The 291-nt window shown below is 43.0% G+C and carries 1 protein-coding gene; it reads right to left on the bottom strand.

Annotated elements, in window-relative coordinates; all coding sequences use genetic code 11:
• Window positions 1-237 (bottom strand): RagB/SusD family nutrient uptake outer membrane protein (locus tag AWW67_RS11810; RefSeq protein WP_141655446.1); only part of this gene is annotated, 237 nt, incomplete at its 3' end.
• Window positions 238-291 lie beyond the last annotated feature (54 nt).

Below are 291 nucleotides of genomic sequence, written 5' to 3'. Positions count from 1 at the left end.
TCTAGCTGCTGGTTCGTTAGCAACACCTAAACGAGCATTCGCCTCGGCTTCAATCAAGATCATCTCAGCAGTACGCATCAAAACGATGTCACCATCACCAAGTGTTCCAGCGCCAGGTGAGTTGAACTTAGTGTTCATGTAAGGGTATTTTCTGAAGTTGCTTGGAATGTCAATTGCATCCATTTCTGCTTGAGTAACTGCCCAGAAACCTTTTCTCACATCTGTTGCAGGAATCATATCATAAAGATCAGCATTGATACACTTAGGGTTGTTTCTAATGTGTGAAGAGCT

The organism is Roseivirga seohaensis (assembly GCF_001592945.1).
Taxonomy (GTDB): Bacteria; Bacteroidota; Bacteroidia; order Cytophagales; family Cyclobacteriaceae; genus Roseivirga; species Roseivirga seohaensis.
The sequence above is the reverse complement of the archived record's forward strand: the minus strand, read 5'-3'. Positions and strand labels throughout refer to the sequence as shown.